This is a genomic window from Occultella glacieicola, assembly GCF_004353825.1.
Taxonomy (GTDB): Bacteria; Actinomycetota; Actinomycetes; order Actinomycetales; family Beutenbergiaceae; genus Occultella; species Occultella glacieicola.
Genome location: NZ_SMNA01000012.1, coordinates 67,012 through 88,946, shown reverse-complemented (window position 1 = coordinate 88,946; position 21,935 = coordinate 67,012). Strand labels below are relative to the sequence as shown.

At 69.9% G+C, this 21,935-nt stretch carries 18 protein-coding genes; 5 read left to right on the top strand and 13 right to left on the bottom strand.

The genetic code is table 11. The annotated features are described in order from the left end of the window. Positions 1-22: 22 nt before the first annotated feature. The 6 genes from EXU48_RS20445 to EXU48_RS20420 form a co-directional block, all read right to left on the bottom strand. The gene (locus EXU48_RS20445; RefSeq protein WP_133109540.1) at positions 23-1,339 is read right to left on the bottom strand and encodes an ABC transporter substrate-binding protein; all 1,317 of its coding nucleotides are present in this window, start codon (positions 1,337-1,339) and stop codon (positions 23-25) included. Between the two features lie 76 nt (positions 1,340-1,415). Next, positions 1,416-2,480 (bottom strand): Gfo/Idh/MocA family protein, encoded by a 1,065-nt coding sequence (locus tag EXU48_RS20440; RefSeq protein ID WP_165962922.1) that lies wholly within the window; start codon positions 2,478-2,480, stop codon positions 1,416-1,418. Then, positions 2,477-3,118, bottom strand: a complete 642-nt coding sequence (locus EXU48_RS24630; protein ID WP_165962921.1) for a hypothetical protein — start codon at positions 3,116-3,118, stop codon at positions 2,477-2,479. The genes EXU48_RS20440 and EXU48_RS24630 overlap by 4 nt, the downstream gene beginning before the upstream one ends. A 106-nt stretch (positions 3,119-3,224) precedes the next feature. Continuing rightward, positions 3,225-4,244, bottom strand: coding sequence for a Gfo/Idh/MocA family protein (locus EXU48_RS20435; protein ID WP_165962920.1), 1,020 nt, complete (start codon positions 4,242-4,244; stop codon positions 3,225-3,227). Continuing rightward, a complete protein-coding gene (locus tag EXU48_RS20425; protein WP_133109537.1) occupies positions 4,241-5,104 on the bottom strand; it encodes a carbohydrate ABC transporter permease in 864 nt (287 codons plus the stop codon). Before EXU48_RS20425 ends, EXU48_RS20435 begins: the two co-directional genes overlap by 4 nt. Next, positions 5,101-6,054, bottom strand: coding sequence for a carbohydrate ABC transporter permease (locus EXU48_RS20420; RefSeq protein ID WP_133109536.1), 954 nt, complete (start codon positions 6,052-6,054; stop codon positions 5,101-5,103). The genes EXU48_RS20425 and EXU48_RS20420 overlap by 4 nt, the downstream gene beginning before the upstream one ends. 224 nt (positions 6,055-6,278) lie before the next feature. Here EXU48_RS20420 and EXU48_RS20415 point away from each other — a divergent pair, with 224 nt between their 5' ends. Then, entirely contained in the window at positions 6,279-7,460 is a 1,182-nt protein-coding gene (locus EXU48_RS20415; RefSeq protein ID WP_133109535.1) for a XylR family transcriptional regulator, read from the top strand. Positions 7,461-7,600: 140 nt separating this feature from the next. Further along, positions 7,601-8,389, top strand: a complete 789-nt coding sequence (locus EXU48_RS20410) for an IclR family transcriptional regulator (RefSeq protein WP_133109534.1) — start codon at positions 7,601-7,603, stop codon at positions 8,387-8,389. A 4-nt stretch (positions 8,390-8,393) separates the two neighbouring features. Here EXU48_RS20410 and EXU48_RS20405 read toward each other — a convergent pair whose 3' ends face one another. Both EXU48_RS20405 and EXU48_RS20400 read right to left on the bottom strand, forming a co-directional pair. Further along, positions 8,394-9,152: an SDR family NAD(P)-dependent oxidoreductase gene (locus EXU48_RS20405; RefSeq protein ID WP_133109533.1), complete on the bottom strand. Its 759-nt coding sequence runs from the start codon at positions 9,150-9,152 to the stop codon at positions 8,394-8,396. A 3-nt stretch (positions 9,153-9,155) separates the two neighbouring features. Next, positions 9,156-9,854: an RraA family protein gene (locus EXU48_RS20400; RefSeq protein WP_133109532.1), complete on the bottom strand. Its 699-nt coding sequence runs from the start codon at positions 9,852-9,854 to the stop codon at positions 9,156-9,158. Positions 9,855-9,967: 113 nt separating this feature from the next. On the opposite strand from EXU48_RS20400, the gene EXU48_RS20395 reads away from it, so the two are divergent. After that, entirely contained in the window at positions 9,968-11,152 is a 1,185-nt protein-coding gene (locus EXU48_RS20395) for an enolase C-terminal domain-like protein (protein WP_133109531.1), read from the top strand. Here EXU48_RS20395 and EXU48_RS20390 read toward each other — a convergent pair whose 3' ends face one another. Beyond that, positions 11,153-12,235 carry a substrate-binding domain-containing protein gene (locus EXU48_RS20390; protein WP_268958248.1) on the bottom strand — a complete coding sequence of 361 codons (1,083 nt, stop codon included), beginning with the start codon at positions 12,233-12,235 and terminating at the stop codon, positions 11,153-11,155. Positions 12,236-12,384: 149 nt separating this feature from the next. Between EXU48_RS20390 and EXU48_RS20385 the strand changes: the two genes are divergently transcribed. Beyond that, entirely contained in the window at positions 12,385-15,795 is a 3,411-nt protein-coding gene (locus EXU48_RS20385; RefSeq protein WP_133109529.1) for a CBM96 family carbohydrate-binding protein, read from the top strand. A gap of 64 nt (positions 15,796-15,859) precedes the next feature. Here the strand turns inward: EXU48_RS20385 and EXU48_RS20380 are convergent, their stop codons facing one another. The 4 genes from EXU48_RS20380 to EXU48_RS20365 all read right to left on the bottom strand — a co-directional run bounded on the left by EXU48_RS20380 (position 15,860) and on the right by EXU48_RS20365 (position 20,241). Beyond that, on the bottom strand, positions 15,860-16,360 hold the full coding sequence (locus EXU48_RS20380; protein ID WP_133109528.1) for an AAA family ATPase: 501 nt from the start codon (positions 16,358-16,360) through the stop codon (positions 15,860-15,862). A 25-nt stretch (positions 16,361-16,385) separates the two neighbouring features. Further along, the gene (locus EXU48_RS20375; protein ID WP_133109527.1) at positions 16,386-17,801 is read right to left on the bottom strand and encodes a sulfatase family protein; all 1,416 of its coding nucleotides are present in this window, start codon (positions 17,799-17,801) and stop codon (positions 16,386-16,388) included. Positions 17,802-17,890: 89 nt separating this feature from the next. After that, on the bottom strand, positions 17,891-18,694 hold the full coding sequence (locus EXU48_RS20370) for an enoyl-CoA hydratase/isomerase family protein (protein ID WP_133109526.1): 804 nt from the start codon (positions 18,692-18,694) through the stop codon (positions 17,891-17,893). Beyond that, on the bottom strand, positions 18,691-20,241 hold the full coding sequence (locus EXU48_RS20365; protein ID WP_133109525.1) for an acyl CoA:acetate/3-ketoacid CoA transferase: 1,551 nt from the start codon (positions 20,239-20,241) through the stop codon (positions 18,691-18,693). Before EXU48_RS20365 ends, EXU48_RS20370 begins: the two co-directional genes overlap by 4 nt. A 267-nt stretch (positions 20,242-20,508) precedes the next feature. On the opposite strand from EXU48_RS20365, the gene EXU48_RS20360 reads away from it, so the two are divergent. Further along, positions 20,509-21,879, top strand: coding sequence for an ABC transporter substrate-binding protein (locus tag EXU48_RS20360; protein WP_165962918.1), 1,371 nt, complete (start codon positions 20,509-20,511; stop codon positions 21,877-21,879). The last annotated feature ends 56 nt before the right edge of the window (positions 21,880-21,935 follow it).

The window sequence follows — 21,935 nt, the reverse complement described above, 5'->3', positions numbered from 1 at the left end:
GATGGGTGGTGCAGGTCTGAGGTCAGGCGAGGGTCGACGCGGCCTGGTCGAAGAAGCTGTCGACCGCCGTCGGGATGTCCGTCTGGCCGAAGCGGACCTCCTCGGCGATACGCCCGAGGAGTTGGTAGACGTCACGGCCGGACCGCGGCGTCAGGTAGTCCATCGGCGAGCCGATCTCGGTGATGAGCGCGAGGTATTCCGAGGGTGTGCGCAGGCCCGAGGCGTCGGGCTCGTCCTCGACGAGGACGGCCGCCTCTGGGCTCGGCGGCACCCCGCGGGAGTTGCCGATGACCTCCACGGCCTCGGGGTCGTTGATCCAGAAGTCGAGGAACCGCGCGCACTCCGTCGGGTACGGGGTGCCGGCCCAGGCGCTCATGAAGAGGTTCGGCCGCACGAAGTTCGCGGGCTTGTCGCCGCCGGCGGTGTCGGGCATCGGCAACGCCTGGATCGACGACTCCATCAGTGCTCGGATGCCGGTGAGCTCGCTCGTCGTGGTGAAGTACAGCGGCGCGCGGCCCCCGACGAGTGGGCTGGTCTCGTGACTGAGGTTCTCGGCCTCGATGTCGGGGGTGACGCAGCCGCCGTCGGCCCGCATGCGCGCCCACCACTCCCAGAACTCGGCGAGGTCCTCCTTCTCGAAGCCCAGGGTGACCGGGGTGTCCTCGGCGTTGAAGAACCGCTTGCCGCGGCCGCGCACCCAGGGCTCAAGCAGCTCATAGCGGCCGGATCCGTCGGACATGCCGTACAGATCGTCGCCGCCGCCTTCGCGGATCGCCAGGGCGAGCTCGGCCAGGTCGTCCCAGGTCCATCCCTCCTCGGGCAGGGAGAGCCCGAGTTCCTCGACCCGGTCACGATCGGCGAGGACCGTGAAGCCGTCGGTGCTGATCGGGACGCCGGCGCGGATGCCGTCGATGACGCCGTAGGACCGCAGGTCCTCGTTCCAGGTGCTCGTGTCGATGACGTCGCCCATGTACTCCTCGAGATCGAGCAGGGCGCCGCGCTGGGCGTAGTCCACGATCATCTGGTTCGACATCTGCATCGCGTCCGGGCCGTTGTCGCCCGCGATCTGGGTCGCCATCCGATCCCAGAAGTCATCCCAGGAGGCGTTCTCACCGGTGATGGTGACGTTCTCCGACCGGCTGTTGTAGAGGTCGATCGCCTCGGCGGTGGTGCGGTTCATCTCCTCGTGTCCCCACCAGGCGAAGCGCATGTCCTTCGGTGCGTCGTCGTCCTCCGGGGCGGCGTTGCCGCCGCCCTGCCCGCAGGCGGCGGTGGCGCCGATCGCGGCGGCGCCGAACGCAACGCCGGTGGAGCGGAGCAGGAGTCTTCTGCTGATCATGGTCGTTCCTCTCGGAGGGGTCGCGTCCTCGCGACCGGGTCGGGTGTTACAGGGGCGTGTGGCGCAGTGGGTCCGGTCATGGAGCGCCGGCTGACGCGGATATGGGGTGGACCGCCGGGTTGGTCCCAGGGACTTCGCAGGAGGCCAGGGCCGCCTCGATGACGGCGAGCGTGCGGGCGCCGTCCGCGACGTCGACGGGGCTCGGGGCGGTGCCGTGCACGGCGTCCACGAACGCGGACATCCCGCGCCGCATCAGCTCGACGTTCTCCGTAGCCATGCAGGCCCGGATCGCGTCGGCGTCGTCGTGCGCGACCGGCGAGATCACGTCCGGTACGTGCGTCCCGGTGCCGAGCGCCGTGCGGGCGGGGGTGATGTGGAAACGAAGCGTGGCGGCGTCGCCGAAGAGTTCGCCGCCCCAAGCCGTGTTCCACGGGTCGGCCTCGTGGGCGGTGAAGTCGATGGTGGCCACTGTCCCGCCGATGCGCATCGTCGCGGCGAGCGCGTCCTCACCCGGGCTGGGGGTGCCTGGCCGGCGGACACGGGTGGCGCGGATCTCCTCGGGCTCGCCGAGCAGGTGCCGGACGACGTCGACCATGTGACAGCCCGCCTCCATGAACGGGGTGACGACGTTCGTGCCATCGGCGAACCAGTGCGCCATCGTGCGCCACGCCTGGTGGGGGATCGCGGAGTGGAACCGGGCCAGGTAGAGGTCTCCCAACGTGCCGTCGGCAAGCGTCCGCGCGGTGCGCTCGACGGCGTCGGAGTAGCGGGCGAAGTAGCCCATCTGGCTGACGACACCGGCCGCGCGGGCGCGTTCGCCGACGTCGGCCAGTTCGGCCGCGGTGCGCGCGCCGGTCTTCTCGACGAAGACCGGTAGTCCGGCATCGATCGCGGCGAGCGCGAAGGCGACTGCCTCGTCGTTGCGGCCGTCGACGACGACGGCGTCGACCTCTCGGAGCGCGTCGCCGCTCGTCGGTCGTGCGGATGTGTCGTAACGGGTGGCGAATGCGCGGCCGGCGACGGTGTCGGGGTCGTGGACGGCGACGATGGTGGTGCGCGGGTCGGCGTGAGCGGCGTCGGCCCAGGCAGCGGCATGGGGGTGCGTCACACCGAGGAAGGCCAGGCGCAGGGGGGCGGTCACGGGGTCACCTCTCGAAGGGCGGGGATGGGACGGGGGTCGGCGAGCCGACCCAGGAGCAGGGCGAGGCCGGGGGCGAAGAAGGCTGCGACGAGCGGGCTGACGAGCACGAGAGCGACGGCGAGCACCGCGCCGAGTGCGAGAGCCGCGTGCCAGCGGCCGACGTGCACGGCCCGGGTGGTGCCCGCCCGCAGGAGTTCGCGGCGGGTGCGGCCGGGGTCATCGGCGAGTTCGCGGGCGCAGGCGGCCGTCCAGCAGCCACCGAGCGCGACGACGGCGAGGTTGACGGCGAGCAGGTAGGCCGCCAGGACGGTCGCCTGCTGGGCGAGGAAGATCAGGTTGGCGCCGACGGCGGCGAGACCGAGGGCGACGGCCACGCTGACCGGCCAGGTGACCGGGGTGGTCCGAACCACGAGCGCGAGGGTGTCGCGCAGCGGGCGGACCCGGCGGCCGGCCAGGTGTCCGGCCAGCACCTGGGAGCCTGCCGCGAGGCCCGGCAGCAGCGTGAGGACCGGGACCGCGAGCACGAGGACGATCGCGCTGACGGCGGCGAGCATGGCGACGGTGCGCGTGCCGTCGAGCACCCGTTCGCCGAACGGCGCGCGCGGCGTCGTCGGACGGCGGGTCGGACGCCGCGACAAGCGGGCATCCGACGTGAGGCCGGTCAGGGTCCCGGTGGCCGGCGGACCGACGTGGCGGGCGGTCCGGCCGCCGGTTCGCCCCCGGAGCAGGTCGGCGACGGTAGCCTCACGCCAGTTCAACGGTCCGCCCCTCTCGTGCCGAGCGGTAGGCCGCATCGAGGGTGCGCATCGAGGCGAGCGCGTCGTCGACGGTCACCTGCGGACGGGCGTCGCCGGCGGCGCAGTCGAGTGCGTGGGCCAGCGAGCGGCGCACGGAGCGGGCGAACCAGTCGTCCTCGACCGCGAGCACCCGGTCGGTGCCGTCACGCTCGCGCAGCCGGAGGGCGTTGCTGTCTCCGGTCTCGACCGACAGCCGCACCTGGCGGGAGGTGAAGACCTCCTTGCGCCAGTCCCATCCCGGTGCCCCCCAGAACCCGACGAGCGTCATGACGGCGCCGCTCGCGAACTGCACCACCAGGGTGGCGGTGTCCTCGCCCTTGTCCGGGTTGTCGGCCGCGAGCTGGTGGGTGGTCGCCGTGACCCGGGCGGCGGGTCCGAACCAGAAGTGAGCAAGGTCGATGAGGTGTGAGCCCGACTCGAACAGGCAGCCGCCGCCGGTCATGCGCGGGTCACCGCGCCAGTGCTCGCGTGAGCGCAGGGCAGCCAGGTGGTCACCGAGGATCTCGATATGGGCGACGAGCCCGGTGCCGTGGGTGCCTTCGGCGAGAAGGTCTCGCATCCGCTCGTGCACGGGGTCGAACCGCTGGTGGTACTTGACCAGCAGCGCTCCGGGCGAGGACGCGGCGACGTCGGCGAGTAGGAGCGCCTCCGACAGGTCCAGCGCCATCGGCTTCTCGCAGATGACCGATCGGCCGGCCTGCAGAGCGGCCGTCGCCTGCGGGGCGTGCAGCGCGACCGGGGTCACGAGATCGACCACCTGGACCTCGTGGTCGGCCAGCACGGCGGCCAGGTCGGTGGCGACGTGCGGGACGTCGAACTCGGCGGCAGTCCGCCGGGCGGCGTCGACGTCTGCATCGCAGACCCACGCCACGTCGGCCCGCTCGAGCTGGGCGTAGGCCCGCAGGTGCGCCTGCCCGAACGATCCGGCGCCGACGACGGCGACCCGCACCTTCTCCGCCGTGCTCACTTCAGTCCCGTGGTTGCGATGCCGCGGATCAGGTAGCGCTGACCGAAGACGAAGAAGATGAAGATCGGTAGCAGTGAGAGCACCGACATCGCGAAGAGCGCCCCCCAGTCCGTGCCGCCGATGTCGGCGAACAGTCGCACCGCCAGCGGGACGGTGAAGAGGCTGTTGTCGGTGAGGAAGATGAGCGGGCGGAAGAAGTCGTTCCAGGTCCAGATGAAGGAGAAGATCGCCGTCGTCGCCAGGGCCGGCGTGATGAGGGGCAGCATGATGCGCGAGTAGGTCTGGAACGGGCCGCAGCCGTCGAGTGCGGCGGCCTCGTCGATGTCGCGGGGGATGCCGCGCATGAACTGCACGATGAGGAACACGAAGAAGGCCTCGGTGGCGAAGAACTTCGGCACCGTGAGCGGCAGGAAGGTGTTCAACCAGCCGAGCTCGGAGAACAGCACGTACTGGGGCACGATCGTGACGTGCTCGGGCAGCATGATCGTGCCGAGCAGGATCGCCATGAAGAACGCCTTCAGGCGGAAGGTCATGCGGGCGAAGGCGTAGGCGGTGAGGGAGCAGGCGGCGATGTTCGCGACGATCGCGAGCCCGGTGATCAGGAAGCTGTTGCCGAAGTAGGTGGCGAAGGAGTTCTGCTGGGCGTCCCAGCCGCGGCTGTAGTTGTCGAGGCTGAGGTTGCGCAGCGCGAGCGAGGCGTCGCTGAAGATCGCGGAGTTCTCCCGCAGCGAGCTGACGATCATCCACAGCAGCGGGTAGAGCATCCCGAGCGCGAGGAGGATGAGCAGCACGTGCATCGCGACGCGGCGGGTGAGCGAGCTCTGGCGCCGCGGGGCGTCGGCGAGGTCGGCGGCGCTCATCGGTCACCGTCCCCGTAGAAGACCCAGTACTTCGAGAGCAGGAAGTTGATGCCGGTGACGATCGCGATGACGGCCAGCAGCACCCACGCCATCGCGGAGGCGTAGCCCATCTGGAAGCTCGTGAAGCCCTGCTGATACAGGTAGAGCGTGTAGAAGAGGGTGGAGTCGGCGGGGCCACCCGAGCCGTTGCTGACGATGTAGGCCGGCACGAACGCCTGGAAGGCGTAGATCGTCTGCAGGATGAGGTTGAAGAAGACGATCGGCGTCAGCAGCGGGACGGTGATGTTGAGGAACCGCCGGACCGGGCCGGCGCCGTCGACCTCCGCGGCCTCGTAGTACGAACGCGGGATCTGGCGCAGGCCGGCGAGGAAGATGATCATCGGTGACCCGAAGGTCCAGACGTTGAGCGCGATGATCGTCATGAGCGCGGTGTCGGGGTTGCCGACCCAGCTGCGGGTGGACTCGATCCCGAGCAGGCCCAGTGCGGAGTTGACGAGGCCGTCGGCGCCGAAGACGGTGCGCCACAGCACCGCGACCGCCACGCTCGATCCGATGAGCGAGGGCAGGTAGAAGACTGCGCGATAGATCGCGATGCCCGCGATCGCACGATCGAGCAGCAGTGCCAGCCCGAGCGCGAAGGCGAGTTGCAGCGGCACCGACACCAGCACGTAGACCGCCGTCACGCCGACCGAGGCGAGGTAGCGAGGATCGCTGGTGAACATGCGGACGTAGTTGTCGAACCCCACGAACGTGGGGTCCTGCAGGAAGTTGTAGTCCGTCATGGACAGGTAGAGCGAGACGATCATGGGCCCGACCACGAACGCGAGCAGGCCGATGAGCCATGGCGTCAGGAAAAGGTAGGGCGCGATCGCGCGGCGACCGGCCGGGCGCCGTCGTGGTGGTTCCGACGGAGCCCGGAGGCGTTGGCCTTCCAAGATGGTGGTGGTCATGTGGTTCCCGTTCGCGTCGTTGCTGACAGGTGCGGGTGCCGGTAGGCATCCTGTGGGATTATGTGCTCCCATGAGAAAAATTACACGGTCGGAGTATCCCAGGGTTCATGGGATGGCTCCGAGGCTTCGTCACCGGGCCGGCTGTTACCGTCTGCCCTCAATGCTAGGGAGACGGGTGGCGCCGCTGCGATGCGATATATAGCCGACTTCCTTCGATTTCTGGCATGACGGCCGCTGCCCATCCGGTCCGTCAGGTGGCGCTGCTCATCGAGACCTCGAACGCGTATGCGCGAGGGCTGCTCGCCGGGATCCGGACGTACGTGCGTGCGCACCACGGTTGGTCGCTGTATGTGGCAGAGCACAGCCGGAGCGAGACCGACTTCTCGTGGCTGGAGGGGTGGCAGGGAGACGGACTGATCGCACGAGTCGAGAACACCGAGACGGCAGACCTGGTGCGCGAGCTGGGGTTGCCCACGGTGGATCTGTCGGCCGCGAGACTGGTGCCGGAGCTCCCCGGGGCCGAGACCGACGACGACGACATCGCGCGAATCGCGGTGGAGCACTTCGCCGAGCGAGGCGTGCGTGAGTTCGCGTTCTGCGGCGACGACCGGTTCGGGTGGTCGCGGGTGCGCGCGGAGCGGTTCGTTCACCACGTGGCGGAGCGTGGTGGGAACGCGCGGGTGTTCGCGATGCGGCGGTCGGGGATGCGGTCGCGGGACCGGCAAGCGCTGGCAGGTTGGCTCGGGGCCCTGCCGAAGCCAGTGGGCGTGCTGGGCTGCTACGACATTGCCGGGCAGGAGATCCTTGAAGCCTGCCGGCTGGCCGACATCCCGGTGCCGGACGCGGTGGCGGTGCTCGGGGTGGACAACGACGAGTTGATCGCGACGCTGACATCGCCATCACTGTCGAGTATCCAGCCGGACACCACCCGGACCGGTCATCTCGCGGCTGCGATGCTCGACCGGATGATGGCGGGCGAGGTCCTGGAGCCGGGCCTGCGGCTGATCCCACCGATTCGGATCGTGGCACGGCAGTCGTCAGACATCCTCTCGGTCGACGACCCTCAGGTGGTGTCCGCCCTGCGGTTCGTCCGCGATCGTGCGCACCACGAGGTTGTCGTCGGCGACGTCCTGCGGCACGTGGGCTCGTCGCGGCGTGCCCTCGACCAACGGTTCGTGCAGGAACTCGGGCGTACGGTCCATGCCGAGATCACCCGGGTCCGGATGGAACGAGTGGCGGACCTGCTGTCGACGACAGATCTGACGCTGCCGCAGGTGGCCGAGCGGCTGGGGTTCCGGCACAGCGAGTACATGGGAGTGGCGTTCAAGCGCGTGACCGGCAGGTCGCCGGGACAATACCGGAGGGACGTGCGCGGGACCTCGATACCCGCGGACTCGCATCGTTGATCGCGGCAGGTGCTCAGCGACGGGGAGTACCCTGACCGAAGGTCGGTAATTGCTGTTGTCGCAACAACTGCCACCGTAAGCGCAACACAACTAGGGCGACAGCACTGGCGGAAACCTGTCGCGTGCGAGTGAGGAGAGACATGCCACGAGCACAGGCGCCACAGGGTCCGACCGCCGCGGTCCCGGCGGCGGCCAGCACCCTGGTGCGCGGCCTGTCCGTCCTGGAACTGGTCGCAGCTGCGGGAGACGGGATCGGCGTGACCGACGTGGCCGCGAAGGTCGGCACCGACAAAAGCACCGCGTCCCGTCTGCTGGCCACGATGCGCGAGCTCGGCTACGTCCAGCAGCGCGCTCGCGACCGGCGTTACGTCCTCGGGTCCCGGTGTCTGTGGCTGGCGCAGGCCTATCGGGCCGATCACGAGGACCTGGTGGGTCTGGCCCGGCCGCAGCTGATGGGCCTGCGCGATGCCACAGGGGAGACCGTGTACCTGGCCGTGCGCGAGGGGGTGCACGTGGTCTACGTGGCACAGGAGCAGTCCGGGCAGACGGTCACCGTCCAGTCCGTGATCGGCACCAGGACACCGTTGCAGCGCACGGCGATGGGGCGTGCCATCCTGGCCACGATGGGGGAGGCCGACCGGGATCGGCTCCTGGATCAGATCCGTGCGAACGCCGCCGTGAGCCACGCGGCGCTCGACCTGGAGGAGGTGCGCGCCGACGTGCGCCAGGCCCGGATCCGCGGCTGGGCGGCCGTGGACCGCCACGACGACGTGACCCGCCTGGCCGCCGCTATCACCGACCCGCGCGGCGAGCCGATCGCCGCCATCACGCTCGCAGGCCCGTCATTCCGGGTGGACCCGAGGGTCGACGAACTCGGCGCCGCCGTGGCGCGGGTGGCCGGAGAGGTCTCCGGAGCGCTGTCCGGCTGAGGGCTCACAGTGACATGCCGCCGTCGACCACCAGGTCCTGCCCGGTGAGGTAGCCGGACGCGTCCGAGCAGAGCAGCAGCGCGGTGGCGACGAGGTCCTCCGCGCGGCCGATCCGGCCGACGGGGATGGCCTCGAGGACTCGTGCACGGTAGGCCGCTTCGGACAGGGCCGCCTCGTTGCGCGGCGTCTCGATCACGCCGGGTGAGAGCGTGTTCGCCGTGATGCCCGACGGCGCGAGTTGCTTTGCGAGGCCGAGCAGCAGGTTGTGCTGGGCTGCTTTGGTCGCCGCGTAGATCGCCATCTGCGGGTGCGGCGTACGTTGCTGCACGCTCCCGATCGCCAGGATCCGGCCCCATCCCCGCTCTGCCATCGGGGGCACCAGCACCTGCAACAGTTCGACGGCCGAGAGCAGGTTCACCTGGAGCTGGCGCCGGGCGTCGGCGGGGCTGATGTCGGTCCACGCGGCGCGGACCTGGACCGACGCCGCGTGGACCAGGATGTCCACGGGGCCGCGGCGCAGCGTGTCGGCGGCCAGGGCTGCCCCGGCGCCCTCGACGGAAAGATCGTGCTCGAACGGCGCCGTCGGGCCGACCCCGAGCTCCTGGGTGACCGACCCGCTCGGGCCGCCCTCCGCCGTCGGGCCCGGCAGTCCATGCCGAACGACGGTGGCGCCCGCACCTTCCAGGGCGTCGGCGATCGCCGCCCCGATCCCACTCGTGGATCCGGTGATCAGTGCCGTGCGGGCCCCGACTGCGGTCGGCATGGGTCAGAGCCGACCATGCTTGCGATAGACCGCCACCGGATCAGGGCTGGCCAGGAACTCCGCTCGCACCTCGTCCTCGCGCTGCACCAACTCCTCGGTGCGTTCCAGCACCTCGACGGTGACGTCCCTCGGAATCACCACGACGCCGTCGAGATCGCCGATGATGAAGTCCCCCGGCGACACCTGCACAACCGAGGTGAGGGCGCCGCGCAGGCCCACGGTGATCTGCCAGTCGTAGTAGCTCCAGCGCTTCACCGCCTCCACCGGGGTGAGGTAGCGGCAGAAGACCGGGAAGTCGCGGTCCACCAGGAACCGGGTGTCGCGAGAGCCGCCGTCCACCACGGCGCCGACCACCCCGTTGGCGGCGCCGAGGGTGGCGTTCATCTCGCCGTAGTGTGCGGCCTGGTCGTCGAAACTCGTGTCCCGCACATCCACGATCGGCACGCCCGTGGCCTTCATCGCCTCGAACAGATGGATGCGGCGATCGCGCAGCCCGGGGTCGCCGGTCGGGTCCGGGATGCCCTTGATGGTGAACGCGGGGCCGGCGACGACCCAGTGGTCCTTCACCGGCCTCAGCGCCGTGGCGAGCGCCTGGTGGGGGAGCCCCATCTCGTCGAGGATGTCGTAGACGGCTCCGGTGTAGGTCTTGCGGTAGCGCTCGATCAGTTCGGGAACGGGTAGGGCGTACTCGTAGGGGTTCATCCGTGACCTCGTCGTCAGTGGCGGTCGGCGTTGTGGCAAGTGCACCACAAGGTAGCATCGGTTGAGATGAATGCAAGTGTCGTTCGAAATGATGCAACAAGAGGGAGTGGTCGATGAGGATCGTGGACATGAGGGTGCGCACCGTGGCCATCCCGACCCACGCGAAGCTGCGGCACAACACCGGCGTCCATCCCGGCTACTTCATACGTACGATCCTGGAGCTCGTCACCGATGAGGGCATCGTCGGCCTGGGGGAGGTGGGCGGCGGTGACCAGCGCGGTGCGTTCGAACGGCTGCGTCCGCGCATCATCGGAGCGGACCCGTTCCGGCTCGAACTGCTCAAGCTGAAGACCCTGCGGGCCATCTACTACCTGTCCAACGACCGCCTCTACGCCGCGATCGAGATGGCCTGCCTGGACATCCAGGGCAAGGCACTCGGACGGCCGATGTCCGATCTGCTCGGCGGGCGCGTGCGGGAGGCGGTCCCGTTCATCGCCTATCTCTTCTGGCGCTACGACCGACCGGGCGGCGGCGACGACCGCACCGCCGAGGACATGGCGGACCAGTGCCAGGAGCTGAACGAGACGCTCGGTGTGAGCGCGATGAAGCTCAAGGCCGGTGTGCTGGACCCGACCGAGGAGGCGCGCGTACTCGAGCTCTGCCGGGACCGGTTCGGCGCCGAGTACCGGCTCCGGATCGATCCCAATGGTGGCTGGTCGGTGCCCACCGCGGTACGGATCGGGCGCCGCCTGGAGGCGGTGGCCCCGGAGTGGTTCGAGGACCCGGCCTGGGGGCTGGTCGGCAACGCCGCGGTCCGAGCGCAGGTGCGCATCCCGATCGCCACGAACATGTACCCGGCGAAGTTCGACGATCTCGGGCCGGCCATCCGGATGGACGCCGTGGACATCGTGCTCACCGACCTCCACTACTGGCAGGGCCCGCGCGGGGTGAAGGACCTCGCCGCGGTGTGCCGCACGTTCGGGCTGGGCGTGGCGATGCATTCCGGCGTCGAGTTCGGCGTGGAGCTGGCCGCGATGTTGCACACCGCCGCGACCATCCCGGAGATGACCACCGCGGGGGACGCGCACTACCACTACCTCACCGACGACATCATCGCCGGCGGCAAGATGACCTACCAGGACGGCGCCATCGCGGTGCCCACCGGCCCGGGTCTGGGCGTGGAACTGGATCCGGAGAAGATGGACAAGTACGAGCGCCACTTCGAGCAGGTGGGCGACTACTACGCCCGGTTCCACGTGGACGAGCGCAAGCCGGAATGGCTGCCCACCGGGTTCTAGTTACTCCTGCCGCTCGAGTGGGTGGCGTCGCGGCGGGCCGGACGAGGCGCGCACCTGCAACCGTGGCAGCAGCATCGCCTGTTCTATCGGTGCGGAGTGGGTGCGATCCTCGATGCGGCGGTGCAGGAGTTCCACTGCTCTGGTGCCGAGTTCGCGCTTGGCCGGGCTGACGGCGCTGATCGGGATGCTCGCGTCGGCGGCGAGCTCGTCGTCGTAGGTGAGCAGGGTCAGGTCCTCGGGTACACGCCAGCCCCGCTCGAGGACTGCCTCGAGAACGGTGACGGCCTGTATGTCGGAGTGGATGAACAGGGCGGTGCTGTCGTGCCTCTCGATCGCGTCCAGGACTCGGACAATGGCCTTCGCCTGCGGTCGCCCTGCCTCCCAGGGGAGCGCACAGCCGAGGTCCTGCAGGTCCAGGTCCACGGTCGCTCGCGCGCGGGTGACGCCCTGCTCCAGGGCTGCGAATGTCGCGGTCGGGACCGAGACCCAGGTGACCCGGTGGTGTCCGAGGCTCGCCAGATGCTGCAGGCCGAGCAGCGCTCCGTAGGCGTGGTCGGAGGACACCCGGTCGCGTTCCACTTGCAGGTCGGGGAAGGACAGCGGACGCTCACAGACCACCAGTGGTGTGCTGATCTCGTCCAGACGCTGGTAGGTGGCGAGCTTCGCCTCACTCTCATGACCGGGCGTCACGATCAGGCCATCCACGTCGAGTTGGCCGAGCTGGTCCAGGCGCCGCAACTCCGTGGTGGTGCGCGAGAAGTGTGCACCGTAGATCAGCCGGTAGCCCAGCGCTGACGCCGCGGACTCCGCGCCCTTGATCACCGCGCCGAAGTAGTAGGTCACGTTCGGCGTGAGGAACCCGATCCGAAGTGCCGGGCGCGCTCGCGGCGCCCCAGGACCCGCGGGAGAGGGTAGGACCGCGCCGCCATGGACGCGCTCCAGCAGCCCGGCCTCGGCCAGCTCGGCGAGGTCGCGCCGGATGGTCACCTCCGTGACGCCGAGCGACGCAGCCGCCCGGCTCACGACGATCACACCCTCGGTGCGCACCAGTCGCAGCAGTCGATCGTGGCGAGCGGCCCGCACCACGTCAGGGACGCCGTCGCCACGCCTGCAGGGTCATCCCGCCGACGGTAGCGGACCGGTGAGAAGTTCGGAAATGTTCGAGCGGGCGGATCCTCGTCGGCGCGGTGGTTCGATCACCCCAGGACGTCCGTCAGCAAAGGAGCAGCGGCATGAACTCACGCACGGCCCCAGACGATCCGGGCTCTGCACCCACCCGCGACACCGGTGCCGGGGTCGGCGAACCAGGTGCCCCGTACGTGGCCAGGCGTGGCTTCCTGCTGGGGTCGGCGGCCATCGGCATCGGCGTCGGGCTTGGCCTGATCGCACCGCGTGGCACGCTGCCCAGCGCCGCCGCGCCGGCCACTCCGGCGGAACTGATCGACGATGTCATCACCACCCATCCCAGGCTCCTCCTCACCGACTTCGCCGACATCACCCAGAAGGTGACCACCGTGCCCCGGGTGGCCGCGTGGGCAGACAGCATCGTGGCGCAGGCGGATGATCTGCTTGGTCTGCCGGTGCAGGTCTACGAGATCCCGGATGGCAAACGGATGACGCATGCCCCGGTGATCCTGCGCTCGTACGTGCTCGCCCTGACCTACCAGCTCACCGGGGACGACACCTACGCCGAACGGCTCTGGGACGAACTCGAGGGAGCCGCGGCGTGGCCGGACTGGAACCCGTCGCACTTCCTGGACACGGCCGGGATGACGCATGCCTTCGCCATCGGCTACGACTGGCTCCACGAGTATTGGACGCCCGATCGCCGTGAACTCCTTGCCGCGACCATCGTGACGAAGGGACTGGAACCGGGGCAGCAGGAATACGCCGACGGTGCGTTCTGGACAAAGGCCGCACACAACTGGAACGCGGTCTGCAACGGTGGGTTGACCATGGGCTCGCTCGCCGTTGCGCAGGAGTATCGGGAGATCGCCGGGGACCTCATCGCCAAGGGGCTGGTGAGCGTGCCCAGGGCCGCCGACGAGTACGCGCCGGACGGTGGCTACCCGGAGGGCACGGGGTACTGGTCCTACGGCACCGGCTATCTGGTCAAGTACCTCGCCAGCCTGATCAGCGCCAGCGGAGGCGCCGCTGATCTGGAGAACAAGCCGGGCCTGGCCGAGACCGGGTATTTCCCGATCGATCTCACCGGTGCGTCGGGCCAGGCGTTCAACTACTACGACAGCGCGGGCTCGCCGCCGCGGAGCACGGAGTTCTTCTGGCTCGCCGGCCAGTTCGACCAGCCCGCCCTGACGGACTGGGCCGCCTTCCGTGCCGACCTCAACGCCGAGGTCACGGATGTGATCTGGTTCGATCCGTCGCACTCCCAGCCGGGTGCCACGCGTTGGCAGGATCGCGCACTCGACCACTTCTACGAGGGCGTCCAGGTGACGACCTCGCGCTCCTCGTGGTCCGATCAGGCGGCCCTGTTCGTGGGGGTGAAGGGTGGCTCGAACGCGACGAACCACTCCGACCTCGACCTGGGCACGTTCGTGCTGGATGCGCTCGGCGTCCGGTGGGCTCTCGACCTCGGCGCCGACGACTACAACCTCCCGGGATACTTCGCCGCCGGTGTGGCCGGCCAGCGCTGGGAGTACTACCGCAAGCGAACCGATGGGCAGAACACTCTCCTGGCGGGACCGTCGCTGCAGGGTGGTCAGGCCGAGCGGGCCGGGGCCCAGGTGGTGCGGCACGAGGCGATCGCCGAGGAGGCGATCACCGTGCTTGACCTCGGGGCGGCAACACCCGCACTGACCTCGTGGCAACGCGGGATCCGGATGCTGGACGAGCGCCGTCAGGTGATCGTCCAGGATGAGTTCACCTGCGCCGCCGCAACCGACGTGTGGTGGTTCCTGCACACGGGGGCCGTGGTCCAGATCGCCACCGATGGACGCGCGGCGGAGCTCATCGCCGGTGACGCGCGACTGTTGCTGCGGCTGCTCGGCACCGGGACGGAGACGTTCGTGCAGATGCCGTCCTCCCCGCTGTGGACCTCGCCGCAGCCGACCCAGAACCTCAACGCCGGCACATCGAAGCTGGCGATCCGCGTTGCCGGGGTCACCAGCGGGGTGTTCGCCGTGCAGATCTCGCCGCTACGCGACGGTGAGAGTGCACCGACCGCTCTGCCGGTGACTCCACTCGAGGAGTGGGCGCTGGGTCGACCGGGTTGGCGGCTGAGCGACCTGAGCGTGGACGGTGCCGCGCTGCCGGGCTTCCGTCCGGACGTCTTCGACTACACCGTGGTCGTGCCCGAGGGTGCGTCGGCGCCCGTCGTGTCCGGCTCGGTCCGTGGACCGCTGCGCGTGACGCAGCTCGACGCGGTGCCGGGCAAGGCCGTGCTGCGCGTCGGTGCGGGGCGTGAGGAACGCACGTACACGGTCGGCGTTCGGCACGAGGTCTCCGACCTGCGGCCCGGGCAGCCCGTGGTGGCCAGCGGTGACGACGGAAACCTGCCGGTCAATGTGGTCGACGGCGACCTGTTCACCCGGTGGTCGTCGCAGGGCAGCGGCGAGTGGATCCGCCTGGACCTCGGCGCGGTGGTCTCTGTCGATGCGGTCGGGATCGCTTGGTATCAGGGTGATCGTCGGGCGTCCTACTTCAGCATCGAGGTCTCCGACGGCGGCGCATGGGTCAGCGTGTTGGCCGACCAGGTCTCCGGTACCTCAGGAGGAGTGGAGATCTTCACCTTCGACGGCGTGCTCGCCCGGTACGTGCGGTACACCGGTTACGGCAACTCGACCAACGCCTGGAACAGCGTCGCGGAGTTCTCCGTGCCGGGGCATCCGGTCACCCTGCCGGACCCACCGGTGCAGTTCGACCGGGTGGAGTTGGAGGCGCCGGCGCAGCTGACCGTCGGAGGTGAGGCGCAGGTGAGCGCCACCGCCTACCTGTCCACCGGCGCGACGATCGACCCGCCTGCGGCGACCTGGGAGTGGCTCACCCTGGATCCGCAGGTTGCCGAGGTCAACGACGATGGCGGGCTGAACGCCGTCGGGATCGGCACCACCCGCGTGGTGACCGTGGTGGAGTTCGAGCGTCAGCTGCGCTGGGCACTCGCGGAACTGACCGTGACCGACCCCACCCTCCAGCTGATCGTCACCGACGCCGACACGTTCGTGCGCTCGGGCACCTACGCGGACGCGAACACCGGAACCACGTCGGCGCTCGCCCTGAAGAACGACAGCAGCCCCAACTACCACCGGGAGGCGTACCTGCGCTTCCCCGCACTCGCGACCGGTGACTTCGTCTCCGCCGAACTCCAGATCGGCGGCCGCGTGACCGACGGCACCCCCAGTGCCACGGTCGGCGTGTTCGGGACCAGCGCACTCTGGGAGGAGCGCGCGCTGACCTGGAACAACCGACCCCCGATGACCGAGCAACTCGGGTCCGTCATCCTCGACACGGAGGTGCGAACGTACACGGTCGACGTCACCGACTACGTTCGGGCCGCTGCGGGAGGCGGTGCGGCACTCGCGTTCGGTCTGCAGCAGGTCCGGGCGGAGTCGGCGCCGGGCGTGAACATCAACATCGACGCCAGGGAGTCGGGAAGCCCGGCGACGTTGCGGATCCGGCTGGCGTAGGCCACGAGGTCCCCTCGGCGCCGACGTCCCGGGCGCCGGCGGCGGATACCGTGCGGCATCGCACCTACCTGTCGGTCTCGCACCGACGAAGGATCTCGTCGACCACGCGCTCGACCGGTGCGGTGGCGTCGATGGCGATGCCGTTCGCCGGGACGTCGGTGTTCGTGCGGTGCCAGTGAACGATGCGATCGCGTTCCGTCGGCTGTCCACCGCCCCACTCCTGGTCCGGGCGCTCGTCGAGCCGTCGATTCAGGGTGGCGAGGTCGACACGGAGGACGAAGACGCCGTCGAACAGGTCGATGAACTTCGAGAAGTTCCGGGAGCCGCCGCAGAAGAAGGTGGCGGCGTGTTCGCGGTCGGCGACCAGGGCCCGGACCTTGTCGACGTCCCAGATGTGGTGCTCGTGTCCGAAGCCCGCCGTCGGCCTACCGGTCTCGGGGTCCCCGCGGTAGGCCAGTTCCCGGTCACCGTGGATGGCGTGGTGACCGCGCCGCTGCAGTTCGTCGCACACGGTGGTCTTGCCGGTGCCCGAGAGGCCCTCGATCAGATAGTTCGTCCGGCCCATCGGGCCACCCTAGTGTTCGGACGGTTCACCCGACGTGGTAGCCGATCTGCGTACGCCAGGCCAGATGCAGCGCGGTCAGTCGCTCGACGTCGCCGGGCCGCTCCGCCGACAGGTCGTGCTGCTCGCCGACGTCGACAGCGAGATCGTGCAAGGTGAGGCCGTCGCCCGGGTCGGCGTGCTCGATCCGTCGGATCCCCTCGGCCTCCGGGCCGGCGCCGTCGACCCAGCGCAACTTCAGGTCACCACTGCGCACGGCCCACTGGAACGCGCAGTCCCAGTGCAGCGACTCCCGACCGGCGATCTCGCCGCCAGCCAGCAGTGGAGCGAGATCGACGCCGTCGCAGGCCGGCAGGTCGGTCCCGCCGGCAGCGGCGAGGAGGGTCGGATACAGGTCCAGCGAACTGACCGGTCCGGCCCGCACGGCGCCGTCCGCCCAGGCGGCTGCCGGCCACCGGACCAGGAAGGGGACCCGGATCCCGCCCTCGCCGAGGGTGTACTTCGATCCGGACAGCGGAGTGTTGTCGCCGTAGTTGCAGGTCGAGCCGCCGTTGTCGGTCAGGTAGACCACCAAGGTGTCATCCGCGACACCGAGTGCCTCGAGCTGATCCTGGAATGCCAGGATCTGCGCGTCCATCAGTTCGAGTTGGGCCAGGTAGTACTCGCGTCCGTGGTCGAGGTTCGGTGAGATGACGCCGTCGTACCAGTCCTCGTACTCACCGTCGGCGTCGTGCCAGTCCGCTCGTGACGGCAGTCCCCGGCGGCGCAGTTCCGCCTCCGGCAGTTGCCAGCAGAAGTTGTGGACGGCGTTGAAGGCCACCATGGCGAAGAACGGACGGTCGTCGTCCGCGGCCACGAACTCCCGGGCGCGTCGGCCGATCTCGTCGGTGAGGAAGCCCTCGACCTCCACCTCATCGTCCCCGACCAGCATCGGTTGCACGCCCATCCGCCACGAGGCCTCGGGACCGTACCGCTGCACCGCATCATCGGAGTGATGCAGGTAGTTGAGCCGACCCTGTTGGAGCCCGGCCAGGCCGTAGAAGGTCGCCTCGAACCCGTGGTGCGGTGGGCAGGCGCGGTCGCCGGGTTGTTCGGCGCCGTAGTGCACCTTGCCGAAGTACCCCGTCCGGTAGCCCAGCCCGGCCAGTTGTTCGGCGAGCGTCTCCCGGTCCGGTGCGAACCCGGAGTTCCCGAACCAGGTGGCCCCCCAGCGCTGCTGGTACAGCCCGGACATGATGGCTGCCCGCGACGGGCTGCAGATCGGCGCGGTCACATAGGCGTCCGTGCAACTGACGCCGGTCGCCGCCAGTCGGTCCAGGCCGGGCGTGCGCACCGCTGGGTCGTGCTGCAGGTAGCCGCGGTCACCGTAGCCGTGGTCGTCTGAGACGATCAGAAGGATGTTCGGTCGCACCGGCGCCCCGGACGGTCTCGATGCCTGCGTCACGACTCAACTCCCTCGATCGGTGTGTCTCGACGTGCGCACCGTAGCGCCGGCGCGGACCGCCCCGGTACCGATCGCGATGGCGGGCGCGTTCACCGCGCGGCCGCGTCGACCCCCACGGCCGCCCGCCGAGCCGCCCGCTCGGCCCGCGCCGCCAGGAACGCCGCCATCCGCTCCCCGAACTCGCTGCCCTGCAAGGTCTCGCGGGACAGCTCGCTCAGCGCCGCGGCCGCGTCGGCCATCCCGGTGCCGAGCAGTTCCCGGTTGAGCCAGCGCTTGGTGCGTGCGGTGGCGTCCGGTCCTGTGGCGCCGATGCCGGCCAGCACCCGGGCCAGTGCGGCGTCGACAGTGTCGGCACGGTCGACGGCGTGGCTGACCAGGCCGTGCTGCAGCGCCTCTGCCGGGCCGATCACCTCGCCGGTCAGGGCCAGGCGTGCGGTCAACCGGCGGGTCGCCGAGGACGGGGCGGCCCCGAGGAAGACCGTGGGCCACGCGCCGATCCGGGTCTCGGGCAGGCCGAAGGTGGCGCCGGGGCCGGCGATCACGAGGTCGCTGACCAGGACGATCTCGAGTCCGCCGCCGAGCGCGGCGCCCTCGACCACGGCGATCACGGGCAGGGGAGCGGCGGCCATCGCGGCGAACGTGGGCAGCATCCCGTCGACGAAGTAGGCGACCGCGGCGTCCGGGCCGTCCAGTTCGCGCATGGCGTCGATGTCGTTGCCGGCGCTGAACGAGCGCGCGTCGCCGCGGATCACCACGGCCCGGTTGGAAGGGTTCGCGGGTGCGGCCTCGATGGCCTCGCGCAGGGCGGTCCACGCGTCCAGGTCCATCGCGTTGCGGAGCGCGGGGCGGTCCAGGGTGAGGACGACGTGGTCGGGGTTCTGGGTGAGGATCACGGTTGCTCCTGCAGCACGGGGTCGATGGGGGCGAAGACGGCGGCGGGCATCGGGCGCAGGTCCCGGATGATCGGCCGCCAGGGCAGGCGCGCGAGGATGTCGCGCTCGAGGTCGATCCCGGGCGCCACCTCGGTCAGCGCGAGTCCCTCGGGGGTCAGCTCGAACACGCAGCGTTCGGTGACGTACAGGGCGCGCCGGCCCTCGCGGGCGGCGAGGTGCCCGGAGAAGGTGACGTCGTCGACGTCGGCGACGAACTTGGGGACCGCACCCTCGCGCACGAGGCGGACTGCGCCGTCGTCCAGTTCGATCTGCAGGCCCTTGGCGCTGAAGGCGCCGCAGAAGACCGACGTGCGGGCGTACTGGCTGATGTCGACGAAGCCGCCCGGGCCCATCACCTTGCCGCCGAACGCGGACACGTTGACGTTGCCGTGGGCGTCCGCCTGAGCCATGCCGAGGCAGGTGGTGTCGATGATCCCGGTCGCGAACGTGTCGAACTGGACGGCGGAACTCACCCGGGCGGACGGCCCCACGGACATCCCGAACAGGTCGCCCAGTTCCGGGGTGCCGTCGTAGAGACCCTGCTCGACGGCGAGGGTCACCTCGTGCAGGCGACCCTCCTCGCGCAGGGCGGCGGCGACGTCGGCGCTCATGCCGAAGCCGAGGTTGAGCACGTCACCGGCGCGCACCTCCAGCGCGGCCCGGCGGGCCACGACGGCCCGGATCGGGTCGAGGAAGCGGGCCGGGACGCCCTCGGGAAGCGCCGGTGCGGGGTCGAAGAGGGTGTGGTCCTCCTCGGTGAGGTAGGTCTGGCGCTGCTCGGGCACGACCACGACGTGGTCGACGAGCGCGGCCGGGATGAACACCCGGCGCGGGTCCAGCGGCGCCGCGGTGCGGCGTTTGACCTGGACGATCACGATGCCGCCGGAGCCCCGGGCGGCCTGCGCGCACTCCAGGGCGTCGAGGGTCGCGGGCTCGGCGTCGGCGCCGATGTTCCCGCGCTCGTCCACCTCGGTGCCGCGGATCAGGGCGACGTCGACGTGCAACGGGCGGTAGCGCAGGTATTCGGCGCCGTCCAGCTCGAGCACGTCGACGACGGCGTCCCGTGCGCTGGCATTGGCGCGGCACCCCTTCAGGCGTGGGTCGGCGAACGTGTGCAGGCCGGTGCGGGTGATCAGTCCGGGGCGGCGCGCCCCGGACTCGCGCAGCAGGTGCGTGATCACGCCGGCGGGCATCGTGTACGCCTCGATCTTCTCCTCGGCGGCCAGGCGCATCATCGCGGGGGACCAGGTCCAGTGCCCGCCGGTGACCCGCCGGACCATGCCCTCGTGGGCGAAGCCGTTCAGGCCGCGGGTGGCGCGGTCGCCGGCGCCGAGGGCGTGCACCACGTGTAGGTCCCGGGGGGAGGCGGTGTCCAGGAAGCGGCGCTCGATCGCGCCGATGAGCTCGGTCGGCTCGAGCATCCCGCCACCGTTGGCCGCCAGGGCGACCGTGGCGCCGTCGGCCAGCAATGCCGCGGCGGCGTCGACGGAGAGCAGCTCTGCTCGCATGGGGGTCCTTCCGAATCTGGGCTCGACATATAACACCGGTTTCCATCGGGTCTGTCAAGCCGACGCTCTTCCGGCGAGCGCCGGCGCCTGCGGCAGTGCCAACTCACCGGAAACTCGATTGATGTGACCACTTGACAGATGGAAACCGGTGTTACAGAGTGTGCCGCGAAGCCCTCCCAACTCCGAGATGGAGGGCCCGGGAGATGTCACCGCCGACCTCGAGTCGCACGGCGACGCTCCCGGAAACCAACCCGGCAAGGAGGCCGTATGCGAAGCAAAGCCCGCTTGGTGACGACGCTGGCGATCGCCAGCGTCGCCGCACTGACCGCGTGCTCCGGTGGCTCGTCCGGCGGTGACGACGGCGGCGACGGCACCGCCACGATCAACCTCTGGCACACCGAGTCGACACCGATCACGGTGGAGGCGATGCAGGCGATCATCGACGAGTACGAGGCCGCCAACCCCGGCGTCGAGATCATCCAGGAGACGGTCGGCTGGGGTGACCTGCAGGTCAAGTTCCAGGCCGCGCTGGCCGCCGGCGACCTGCCCGAGATCACGCACGTCGAGCCCATGTTCGTGCGCACGCTCTACGGCCAGGACCTGCTGCTCCCGCTGGACGAGGTGGTCGAGTCCCTCGACGGCGACTACCTGCCCCAGCTGCAGGAGATGTTCGAGCTCGAGGACGGGCACAGCTACGGCATCGTGCACGCCTGGGGCACGGACACCACCACCTACCGGGCCGACCTCTACGCGAACGCGCCGGACGCCGGCACGCCCGCGGACGTGACCACGTGGGAGGAATCCATCGAGCAGTGGACCGCCGTGGCCGAGGCCAACCCCGGCGTCTCCCCGCTGCTGCTCGCCGGGTCCGCCGCGCACAACGTGAACGAGGAGGTCTACCTCTGGCTCGGTTCGAACGGCGGCACGCTCTTCGACGAGGACGGTCACGTCACCATCGACACCCCGCAGATGATCGAGGTGCTCGAGTACTGGAAGGAGCTCAAGGACTCCGGCCTGCTCTCCCCGCAGTGGTCCTCGGCGGCGTACGCGGACAGCCTCAGCGGGCTGGCCAACGGCGACGCCGCGACGATCTACTCGTTCGGTCGGGCCGTCTACACGTTCCAGGAGCAGGCTCCCGACCTCGTGCCGGGTGAGGACATCCAGGTCTACGGACCCCGCCCGATCGGGCCCTCGGGTGACGACTGGATCACCCAGCTCGACGCGGAGCCGTTCGTGGTGTTCAAGGACTCCCCGGACGCCGACGCGACGGTCGACTTCCTGAAGTTCTTCTACGAGCACGACAACTACCTCAGCTGGATCGGCACCGTGCCCACCCAGCTGCTGCCGGTGATGCCCTCGATGTTCGAGGACCCCGAGTGGCAGGCGCTGCCCGAGGTGCAGAACTGGGACTTCTGGATCGACGTGCAGCGTGAGGCCCTCGACTCCGGCCGTGCCTACCCGCTGATGGTGACCAGCCCGGAGGAGATGCAGCTGCCCTATCTCAGCGACCTCTACGGCTCCGGGATCCTCGTCGACATGGTCATGGAGGTGGTCGAGAGCGGCGGGGATCCCGCCGAGGCCGCCGCCACCGCCCAGCAGCGGGCCGACGAGCTGCTGTCCCCGCAGTACCAGGACTGAGTCCAGCCGGTGTGGTCCCGGCCAGCAGGTCGGGACCACACCGGATCGACGCGACC

What these genes read in the sequence shown, in the direction of transcription:
- EXU48_RS20425 (WP_133109537.1), bottom strand. Translation starts at nt 5,104, where the DNA reads ATGAGCGCCGCCGACCTCGCCGACGCCCCGCGGCGCCAGAGCTCGCTC.
- EXU48_RS20410 (WP_133109534.1), top strand. Translation starts at nt 7,601, where the DNA reads ATGCCACGAGCACAGGCGCCACAGGGTCCGACCGCCGCGGTCCCGGCG.
- EXU48_RS20360 (WP_165962918.1), top strand. Translation starts at nt 20,509, where the DNA reads ATGCGAAGCAAAGCCCGCTTGGTGACGACGCTGGCGATCGCCAGCGTC.
- EXU48_RS20380 (WP_133109528.1), bottom strand. Translation starts at nt 16,360, where the DNA reads ATGGGCCGGACGAACTATCTGATCGAGGGCCTCTCGGGCACCGGCAAG.
- EXU48_RS20365 (WP_133109525.1), bottom strand. Translation starts at nt 20,241, where the DNA reads ATGCGAGCAGAGCTGCTCTCCGTCGACGCCGCCGCGGCATTGCTGGCC.
- EXU48_RS20385 (WP_133109529.1), top strand. Translation starts at nt 12,385, where the DNA reads ATGAACTCACGCACGGCCCCAGACGATCCGGGCTCTGCACCCACCCGC.
- EXU48_RS20415 (WP_133109535.1), top strand. Translation starts at nt 6,279, where the DNA reads ATGACGGCCGCTGCCCATCCGGTCCGTCAGGTGGCGCTGCTCATCGAG.
- EXU48_RS20405 (WP_133109533.1), bottom strand. Translation starts at nt 9,152, where the DNA reads ATGCCGACCGCAGTCGGGGCCCGCACGGCACTGATCACCGGATCCACG.
- EXU48_RS20400 (WP_133109532.1), bottom strand. Translation starts at nt 9,854, where the DNA reads ATGAACCCCTACGAGTACGCCCTACCCGTTCCCGAACTGATCGAGCGC.
- EXU48_RS20420 (WP_133109536.1), bottom strand. Translation starts at nt 6,054, where the DNA reads ATGACCACCACCATCTTGGAAGGCCAACGCCTCCGGGCTCCGTCGGAA.
- EXU48_RS20395 (WP_133109531.1), top strand. Translation starts at nt 9,968, where the DNA reads ATGAGGATCGTGGACATGAGGGTGCGCACCGTGGCCATCCCGACCCAC.
- EXU48_RS20445 (WP_133109540.1), bottom strand. Translation starts at nt 1,339, where the DNA reads ATGATCAGCAGAAGACTCCTGCTCCGCTCCACCGGCGTTGCGTTCGGC.